Here is an 8,710-nt window from a genome sequence, read left to right on the forward strand (position 1 = left end):
CGCATGTGTAAAGTAGTGCTAAACATGCTATCAATAAATTCTATTGATGGTGTAATCATGTTGCCAGTTCGTCTCAAAAACGCTCGATTGAGGGCGAATTTCACTCAGGAAAAGTTAGGTGTGTTAGCTGGTATTGAAGAAGCCACAGCACGCTCTCGCATATCTCAGTACGAAAGCGGAATACATCGGCCAACATTTGAAATGATGTGCGCGTTTGCCAAGGTACTTAATGTACCAGAGTGCTATTTTTATACAGTGGATGATGATTTTGCGGAAACTATCCTGAAATTACATAACGGTGAAACTGTTCAATGGAGAAAATAATATGGACATTAGATTTATCAATATATTGAAATCTATTGAAATTGCAGAAAAACGCACTCAAATAAAAAACAAGAAACCCAAAAAAGAATTCAGACTATTTGCTTTAATTATAGGACTAACTATTTCCTCAGTTATCTTGGCGTTGCTTAGTTATGCATTCAGTTATAAACATCTTCTACTAGTATCCCTGATCATACTAATGATTGCTTATTTTATCGTTATAATTACACCATTTTTTACCGCATACCAAAACAGAAATAAGATAAAGAAGTCATATACTCTACCCTTCTGCTTAGCAATTGACCTAAACATCAAAAAAGAATTCATCATTGACCAACATTACCTTCCTGCACTTATAGCAATAGACAAAAATGAACTTGAGTTAGGATTATTAGAAATAAAGCATGAAAGAACATTTCTGGAAAAACGAATTTTCCTTATAACTGGCCCTGTAGATAAATTAGGGATACTCCCGGGTATTATTTCTTCCTTCGCTGCGGCTACGAAGTTTGCCGATCCTAATGGGTGGTTGATGGGTATCACATATGGATATATTGCATTAGTTATTCTTTCTTTATTTTTCTATCATATAATGATGCGTTATGATCGTATGATTGCACTTACTGAGTTAGCAATATCAACGAAGCCTAATACAGCTAATTAAGTTGTAATCTTTTGATTAAATATTATGTTTAAATTTATTCTAATAGTCTTCTTGTCATCATCAGAACAAACTGATGATGACGCGGGAGAGATCTGAGTTATTTTTGGGCTTGCGGTAACAGGAAAGCCAGATGAATATTTATCAGGATCTCTGCCGCTTTCGCCTGTGCGTCAGCAACAATCTCCGGCTTTTGAATCGCCAGTATCTGGTCAAGGGTTCTGCTCATAAAAGCGGTTCCTTCTCGGTTAATTTTTTCAGGTGCTGTGTAAATTCGGTATCAGCAATCGGTATCATCACATCATAAAAACGTTTTTCATTGCCCACTTTGTTACCGGCGCACAATCAGTGATGCCAGTACGTTTACTCTGTCAGCAGAGTTCAGTGCATCAAACCAGTGATCAAACGTGTCGGTTGTTTCAATTATCCACACAGTGACTTCTTCGCCATTTTATGAAGGTAAAACTGACGCGCTGCGCTTGTCGTCTCCCGCGTTTTTATCAGTCGGTTATACTGATAAAAACGCGGGAGCTCCTGGAGTGCCTCACTGATATTCAGAAATACGGTAGCGGGAAGGCCAGATTTGCTCTGGTGATATACCGAGTTCTTCGGCAATCAGTCTTTCGCCTTTAGGCCAGTGTCTTGTCAGCGCGTTTACCAGCGTAGAAGATGCCAGACCCGCTTTGCGGGAAACGGCAGCGAGTGTTGTTCCTTTCTTTCTTAAGCCAGCGATGATGTCGGCTGGATGCCAGTCTTTGTTATCTGCCATATTTAAATCTCCTTGTAACGACATTTATCAATAATCCTATTTTGGGATAATTTTGTACATAGTTGATATTCGATTTTGGGATATTAATCATGGTTAACAAAATGGCTTCTATTTATTCAGACGAATATCAGTCAGTTATAAGAACGCTTCGCGAAGCGCGTATAAACAAAGGGATCACACAGGAAAGTCTGGCTAAGGCATTGGATCGTCCGCAGTCATTCGTTGCCAAGTTTGAAAACGGCGAAAGAAGGCTGGATGTGGTGGAATTTGTGCATATCGCGTGTTTGCTTTCGCTTGATCCCGCCGTTGCCGTTAAAGAACTGGCGAAGAAACAAACACGCAAAGCTATCAAAGAATAAAAAATGCCGTATCAGGCTCAAACAGCAGCCCGGCGAGGCTTTTGACAAGATGAGGCTGGCTCATGGGAGACGGTAACAGATAGCACGCTGTTGCCCTAAGCTATCGCTTTCAATCATAGCGCCAGCGAAGCGTTCGCAATAATCAGCTAATACGGTGAAATCGGTGTTGGCATTGAAAAACAAGGTCAGTGGGGATTTTCAGACGAATGTGTTTGTGTTGGGGTAGTAGCTATAAGGCAGCCTCCAGTATGTGATCTTTAAACCACCACCAGAAATGCCAATTTCACGGGGGGCGGAACCGAACGAGCGAGCCACATCCAGTTGGTGTGCAATCTGTTTTGCTGCCGCCAACTCTGACACGTCCTGCGCCTGCATAATTGTCCGTCGCGCGGCCTTCTCCTCTTTCTCGGTCATGCCCAATGCTAAATAAGCTCGGGGGCACCGCCTGGAACAGCACCTCGATGCGGCTTGCCAGTGCCACCCATTCGATATAGCAGCGGGGTTTTGGTCGCCGACAGCAACATGGCGGTTCGTCGGTTCAATGCAACACACTGTACTGTATAGTGCTTCTACTGATTTATAGGTGTTAATATGTCGACACCCCAATCAGTCTGTCTAGAAACTGAAGTCCGGACTTAGAGTTTAGTGCTGAAATCACCATAAATACTGCATTTTAATAGATACTGAGGGGGATATATGAACGATATTAGAGCATCATCAATTACAGACAGAGATGAAGAACATCTAAAGGGAAAACCACCCCATCAACATCTTTATAGATTTAGAACTGTAAAAGCTCTTTTAACTGAATTTCATGAATTAGAAAAACAGGAAATATTCTTCCCTTTACCTTAATTATTAAATGACCCAGCAGAAAGCCTAGCGAATTTTTACTGGCAAGGTGATAAAAACGATTGGAGAGAGTTTTTTAAACAGTATTTGTTACGATTTTTGCACTCCACATACATTGCAAAAGACACAAAAATATTCTGCAGACCCCGTACAATTAACATCATTTCCGGCATAGATACATATAAAAACATTGAAAAACTATTCCTTAGTGATAATAACATAAACAAATGCATCGAACGCCTATCTAATAAAGAGACGCCAATAAAAAAGAATCAATTGAAAATGTATTTATATATAGTTCACATCTATGCATTAATTTACATTATCGAGAGAGATGAAGGTTTGGTTTCTTTTTTAAACAATATTAACATCATAGATGTTTCCCTTAAATTTCTAGACATGATAGAAGGAATAGATAATACGCCACCAGACATAAATATCCTTCAAAGAAATATTATTTACGAAGAATTATCAAAATTATTTTCGCAAAATGCAGAAATAGAAGGTATTAACAAAATAGACTCAGTTGCTGAGGGCGAAGGCTTGAAATGCTATTCTTTAGCTACATTAATCACTTACAGAATGCGTTACATCAAATCTCCAAACTATCTTTCCCAAAAGATGATGAGATTTCCGATAAAACACACTTCCCTGAAAAACACCTAAATAATATCCAAAAATTAACTTTCCCAACATTAGGCACTGCGTGCTTTATGAGAGAGGAAAACATTAACAACCCCTCTATGTGGTGGTATTATGGTGACAGCCATAAAGGAGTATGTCTTGAATTCAAAACAATAAAAAACCCAAACAATGAAATGCGTTACATTTCCCTTAGTCATCCAGAATGGAAAGAAAGTAAAGATTTTTATTTTATGGAAGTAGGTTATACAAATGAAATTAATACATATAACTTCTTTGAACTATTTAATAAATCCAGCATTTTCATAAAGGACGACAATTATAAAGAGTATTTATGTTTTTACCCACCCGTAACTAAAACAAAGCATTGGGAGCATGAAAGGGAGTTGCGTTTGATTTGCAGCTATCCATCGTGGGATGACTTCATCATAGAACAAAAATATCGCTATGATTTTAGTTCATTGAAAAGCATTACCTTCGGCATAAACACACCGATAAAAGATAAATCAGAGATAATATTTATAGTTACTAAAAAATGCAAAGAAATAGGCCGAGAGGATTTTGAATTCTATCAAACCACTCAATATATAAGTGAGAGTGGCGAAATAAAACTGGAACAGATGAGATTCTATCCTTTACCTGAGGAACTGACAAAATTAATCGTCAGGGTTTATGGTGCAGAACAGTAATTAAACAATAGATAATATGACTATTGATACTGCAGCCTTCAGATAATCTCTAGGCTGCCGTGGTATCCAAACAAGCTTTTAATTGGCTTTTATTTGTAACCGCTCCGCCAACCGCGTCACCAGATGCACCGCATCAACCACATCAAGCAGGTTCATAACCAACGCGAAGCCTGGGCATAATTCTGTCCGGTCGGCCAGCGTAACGTGCCGGTGATAGGTAAATAGGTAGAAGCGTTGGATTTGCGTTCCCCTGAAAGGCAGGGCACCCGTTTAAACATTCATCAGCTCCGCATTATCAATTAAATGAGTATTACGCCCAACCCGACGCAAATCTCTGACAGCGGTTTCTTTTTTGGCAAATCGAATTGGGGATTTGGTTTCAATTATTCCGCTCAGAATATCACTGACAGAACGTGCGGTGTGGGTTAATTCAATGACGCCCCACGGTGTTTTATATTCACCACTCCGCCCAGTTGTCATAACGGTTAAGCGATCAATTGGGATTTGCGAAATTACCCCATATTGCGACAGCGCCGATTCCAGACTGACATAGCTGTATTTACCCCGACGCAAGGTTCTGACGATGTGCTCAAGAATATACCCATCCTGCATGGCACGATTGTAAACATACACGCCATATACCGCCCGCGTCAGTATGCCGTTTGCCACCAGTCGCTGAATTGAAGCTTTCAACGCCCTATCCGACTCATCCGGGAAGAGTTTTCCAAAGTCTCGTAAATGAAAAACGTAACGCCCGTTACGGCTGAATTCATCCAATTTGTTGATAGCTGTAAGTTTGTCCATTGCGTGACCTTTACACAAAAGCCCTTAAAATAGGTCTTTTTTGTATACTTAAAGGAGTCTAGCACAGTTATCTCCACAAAAAGAACATCTAGTAGTGTCTTTATTGTTAAGATGAGGGTGATGCGTCGATAATTTACTTAAGCGATGGTACACCTTCGGCCCCCGCTTCCCGCTGGTACATTCATGAGCACTGTAGTACAGCTCAATTGGTATTGACCTAACTCACGACAACGGCCAGATCTTTCATCTGTTGCAACAGTTTTCCCATACATCCCCTACTTTATGAAAACACGAAAACCACCACAATTCCCCGACGCGGCGGCAGATGACCTGATGTCCTCAAGCCTGAACGATACCTTTACGCCAGGGCGGTCGCGGTGTCGGGAAGTTGATCAACAGTAAGATTTTCAATTAAATGCGGCGGGATGGGATCGTTTAGCGTGGGATACAATAAATTCAGACAGCCCGCGAGGTGATAACAGAATGCCCGCCTTTCCCCCAGATTATCACTTTCCATCAGCGTGTCGGCGAAGCGTTCGCAGTAATAGGCTAATACGGTGAAATCGGTATCTGCATTGAAAGACAATGTGAATGGGGAGTTTTCTAAGAATGGTGCTTGGGTTGGGGTCGTAGCCATTAGGCTGCCTCCACTAAGTCATTCCCATAAATCTAGCCCCTGTTTTTGCAGGGGCATTTCCCATCAGTCACAAATCAGGAATAAACCCTTCTTCCCGCAGAACCTTAATCACTCCACGTATCAGATACGAGTTAGAAAACTTTGCCGTATAGGTACGAGCCCCCTCTTCTACTGGCTGAAGCAATCCCCGCTCAATCAGCTTACCAAGCTGATAAGTCACCTGAGTCGGTTTCAGGTCAGGTAAAACGGTGCGTAGATCGCCCGCTTTTATCGTCCCCAGCTCAACAGAACGTTTCAGAACCTTCGATTCCAGCGGGTTTATCAAACCTCTCTCCGATGAAAAATCGATGGCCGGATACAGGATCTTTTTGCTCAGGAAAGCGTGGTTCGTCAGTTGATCGACTTTCTTCAGCTCAGATGAAATCCCCGAGAGCACATATAAGCACCATTCTTCCAGACCCTGCTCTGTTCCCATATCGGCTACCGAGAGCATGGCGTAATAACGCTCGCGATCGTTGCAAAATACCGCTGTCGGATTGAGAACCCGGCCACCTGCCTGAACATTAAAACCATATTTGATAAGCAACGCATAGGTCAGCAACCTGACCGTTCTGCCATTACCGTTGCCAAATGGATATATCCAGCCAAAACGGTGATGCACCAGCGCGATCTTCATCAGATCATACTTTGGCTTATCGGCACGGTTAATAAAGGCGGTTAATTCCGCCATATAATCAGGAACACGGATGTGGTCCGGCGGTAAATGGTCAGACTGAGCGATGCTGACATTATGTTGTCGATATGCGCCGGGAGTTCTATCGCCTTCCTGTTGTAGCCCGACTACCGCCAGACTATGTAACTCGCGGATAAAATATTCCGTTATGTCATCGCCATTGTTCAGGTATTCGTCAATGAACTCCATCGCTGCTTCAATGTTGTTGATTTCTTTGAGCTGATCCGTCGAACTTTGCGTTCCTTCAACTTTACTTTCAACGTAGTCAGCAAGCGTGGTGTGGTTTCCCTCAATCCTTGCAGAACCAAGACTTTCCAGCATGTGAAAAACGGCCCTCAACTGCGCAAACAGGATAGGGTGAACATCGGTTTCCAGCCGCAGATGCCGGAGTAACTCCAGCTCCGTCAGCGCGTCAACCAAAGGGGAGTCAAAGCTCGGGTTCAGCAGCGAGAGTTCAAAGTGATTAAATTGAGCCATGATGTTTAGTTATCTCAACTGGTGCATGACGGCATCTCAAAATTATAGAAAAAATACCAATGTAATCCATAAATTAGAAATAACATCGTTTCTGATTATCTCAAAAACCATTGTCCAACATATCAAATTTAAGTTTAAAAGATGTTCAACGCGAAGGGAAAGGGGCCTTCTTGGGGCGCTGTTTGAAAGAAACACCAATATAGCTATTTAGAACAGTGCAATCCCATTTATCATTCACGGAGTAGCTTTACTGTTGTAAATGCGTTTCCATACCCAACTCAGTGTCTTGACGAGATCACCGGACTCAGGCATTTGGGTAATTTCGGGTGCTGCTGCCCAACCGCCACGGTCATCTATGCCCGCAATGTCATAACGGAAAAAATAATCGGGCTCTAACCCCATTCGCAGATCTGCAAGGATCAACCGAAGCTCGCCATCCTCCCGCCGCTGCGCGTGAGCGGCGACAAACCCATGTGTGAACCACAATAGACGTTTCAACTGCGGTGCGGATGTCAACTGCGCCAACGCCTGGTTGTCGCTTGCGTGAAAAGTAAATTGCATCGCTCCCCGATCCGCGACAAGGGATCTGTCACCGAGCCAGTAGCCATCCGGTACCATCACAATCACCCGCCAAGCCAGCGTGTTGAACGGAAGCGGTGTAGAAAAACGCGGGGCATTCTGCAAGTTCAGGACAGCCAGGCTTTGCGAGGCCACCCGGTCGACCAGAGATTTGGCGGCGACACTCCAAGCCAGGTAGACCGAACTCACGAGCAAGCCTGCTACCAACCAATTGCGTGCTGCCCTGTCTCGGCCTGAGCCATTGGTTTGCTGCGCGCCTTGGTGTGGTGCAAGCCGCCAGGCAGCAATAACCCCTATCAGCAAGGGCACTGTATACAACGGATCAATGATGAAGATTGTCGCCCACATGACGGGTGGGGTTCTCATGGGCCATAATATCTGTGTACCGTAGACGGTAAAGGCGTCCAGCAACGGATGCGTTATCAAGGCCAGCCAGATTGCCAGCAGCCACCGCAACGGGGCACCTCGAACCAGACAACTGCGAGACTTGAGCAATAGCCAAAGCAGCAATCCCAACACCGTTAGCATCAAGAGTGAATGCGATGGACCGCGGTGCGAGGTCACTTCTGTAACCACATCACTGCTGAACACTTTGAACCAGAGCACGTCCAGATCGGGCAAGGTACCGAGTACTCCGCCCGCCAGTATTGCCCGGCGTCGATGATGCGCGGGGACGACAAGTGCAGCGACACTGCTACCAAGAACGATCTGGGTCAATGAGTCCATGGCAGACTCCTACGGCCTGGTTTATCGATCTGTTGGGCATCTTGTACCTTTATCCATCTGTCATGCAGCCATTGTTCCGTTTTGCGGCGAGCGAGCAGGTATGCCCATTCCAGATCGCGCTCGAACAGCATCGGTTTCTCATCGCTACCGACGATGACCCAGAACCAGCGCCCATCAGCCAGATTGCGTGACTTGAATTTTAAACCGGTGAGTTGGACGGTCTCGTTACGGCCTGCGTGTGATAGGCGAATAGGTTCATCATGGGGGGTAACAGACGCTCCCCTCAGGCTGGTCAGCAAGTCGGGTGCAGCCTTGCGCAGGAACTCTGCCGCAATCTGTTCAGCGCGCTCACGAGACGGTAAAGGTTTTCCCACCAGGTCAAGCGAGATGTTGGCAAAACCCTTGAGTGTGCCATCGGCGGCGATCACCGTACTAAAGTGTTCTCCCTCCAGGAAGGC

The 8,710-nt window shown here is 44.2% G+C and carries 13 protein-coding genes and 2 pseudogenes; 5 read left to right on the plus strand and 10 right to left on the minus strand.

Features of this window, described 5'->3' with window-relative positions; translation table 11 throughout:
- Positions 1–57: 57 nt before the first annotated feature.
- The gene (locus DRI82_RS14545) at positions 58–324 is read left to right on the plus strand and encodes a helix-turn-helix domain-containing protein (RefSeq protein ID WP_114194651.1); all 267 of its coding nucleotides are present in this window, start codon (positions 58–60) and stop codon (positions 322–324) included.
- 1 nt (position 325) lies between these two features.
- Positions 326–988, plus strand: a complete 663-nt coding sequence (locus DRI82_RS14550) for a hypothetical protein (protein ID WP_114194634.1) — start codon at positions 326–328, stop codon at positions 986–988.
- A 97-nt stretch (positions 989–1,085) separates the two neighbouring features.
- Here DRI82_RS14550 and DRI82_RS24550 read toward each other — a convergent pair whose 3' ends face one another.
- The 3 genes and pseudogenes from DRI82_RS24550 to DRI82_RS14560 form a co-directional block, all read right to left on the minus strand.
- On the minus strand, positions 1,086–1,214 hold the full coding sequence (locus DRI82_RS24550; RefSeq protein WP_281269784.1) for a hypothetical protein: 129 nt from the start codon (positions 1,212–1,214) through the stop codon (positions 1,086–1,088).
- A pseudogene (locus tag DRI82_RS24350) lies at positions 1,211–1,418 on the minus strand (hypothetical protein). The gene DRI82_RS24550 and the pseudogene DRI82_RS24350 overlap by 4 nt, the downstream one beginning before the upstream one ends.
- Before the next feature lie 111 nt (positions 1,419–1,529).
- Positions 1,530–1,754: a helix-turn-helix domain-containing protein gene (locus DRI82_RS14560; RefSeq protein ID WP_114194635.1), complete on the minus strand. Its 225-nt coding sequence runs from the start codon at positions 1,752–1,754 to the stop codon at positions 1,530–1,532.
- Positions 1,755–1,855: 101 nt separating this feature from the next.
- Here DRI82_RS14560 and DRI82_RS14565 point away from each other — a divergent pair, with 101 nt between their 5' ends.
- Positions 1,856–2,113 carry a helix-turn-helix domain-containing protein gene (locus tag DRI82_RS14565; protein ID WP_114194652.1) on the plus strand — a complete coding sequence of 86 codons (258 nt, stop codon included), beginning with the start codon at positions 1,856–1,858 and terminating at the stop codon, positions 2,111–2,113.
- A gap of 198 nt (positions 2,114–2,311) precedes the next feature.
- On the opposite strand, the pseudogene DRI82_RS14570 reads toward DRI82_RS14565, so the two are convergent.
- Positions 2,312–2,640, minus strand: a pseudogene (locus tag DRI82_RS14570) (hypothetical protein); the annotation flags it as partial.
- Positions 2,641–2,809: 169 nt separating this feature from the next.
- On the opposite strand from DRI82_RS14570, the gene DRI82_RS23885 reads away from it, so the two are divergent.
- A complete protein-coding gene (locus tag DRI82_RS23885; RefSeq protein WP_157968078.1) occupies positions 2,810–2,968 on the plus strand; it encodes a hypothetical protein in 159 nt (52 codons plus the stop codon).
- A 545-nt stretch (positions 2,969–3,513) separates the two neighbouring features.
- Positions 3,514–4,296, plus strand: a complete 783-nt coding sequence (locus tag DRI82_RS14575) for a DUF2971 domain-containing protein (protein WP_114194636.1) — start codon at positions 3,514–3,516, stop codon at positions 4,294–4,296.
- A 152-nt stretch (positions 4,297–4,448) separates the two neighbouring features.
- On the opposite strand, the gene DRI82_RS24555 is transcribed toward DRI82_RS14575, so the two are convergent.
- The 6 genes from DRI82_RS24555 to DRI82_RS14605 form a co-directional block, all read right to left on the minus strand.
- On the minus strand, positions 4,449–4,574 hold the full coding sequence (locus tag DRI82_RS24555) for a hypothetical protein (protein WP_281269785.1): 126 nt from the start codon (positions 4,572–4,574) through the stop codon (positions 4,449–4,451).
- Positions 4,567–5,100, minus strand: a complete 534-nt coding sequence (abiEi, locus tag DRI82_RS14580; protein WP_114194637.1) for a type IV toxin-antitoxin system AbiEi family antitoxin — start codon at positions 5,098–5,100, stop codon at positions 4,567–4,569. The genes DRI82_RS24555 and abiEi overlap by 8 nt, the downstream gene beginning before the upstream one ends.
- 358 nt (positions 5,101–5,458) lie before the next feature.
- Positions 5,459–5,737, minus strand: a complete 279-nt coding sequence (locus DRI82_RS14585) for a hypothetical protein (RefSeq protein WP_114194638.1) — start codon at positions 5,735–5,737, stop codon at positions 5,459–5,461.
- 67 nt (positions 5,738–5,804) lie between these two features.
- Entirely contained in the window at positions 5,805–6,947 is a 1,143-nt protein-coding gene (locus DRI82_RS14590) for a Fic family protein (RefSeq protein WP_114194639.1), read from the minus strand.
- Positions 6,948–7,181: 234 nt separating this feature from the next.
- Positions 7,182–8,252, minus strand: coding sequence for a metal-dependent hydrolase (locus tag DRI82_RS14600; protein ID WP_114194641.1), 1,071 nt, complete (start codon positions 8,250–8,252; stop codon positions 7,182–7,184).
- Positions 8,240–8,710, minus strand: a 471-nt coding sequence (locus DRI82_RS14605) for a hypothetical protein (protein WP_211317665.1), incomplete at its 5' end; no start/stop codon positions are given. The genes DRI82_RS14600 and DRI82_RS14605, both read right to left, overlap by 13 nt.

Source organism: Edaphovirga cremea (genome assembly GCF_003332275.1).
Classification (GTDB): Bacteria; Pseudomonadota; Gammaproteobacteria; order Enterobacterales; family Enterobacteriaceae; genus Edaphovirga; species Edaphovirga cremea.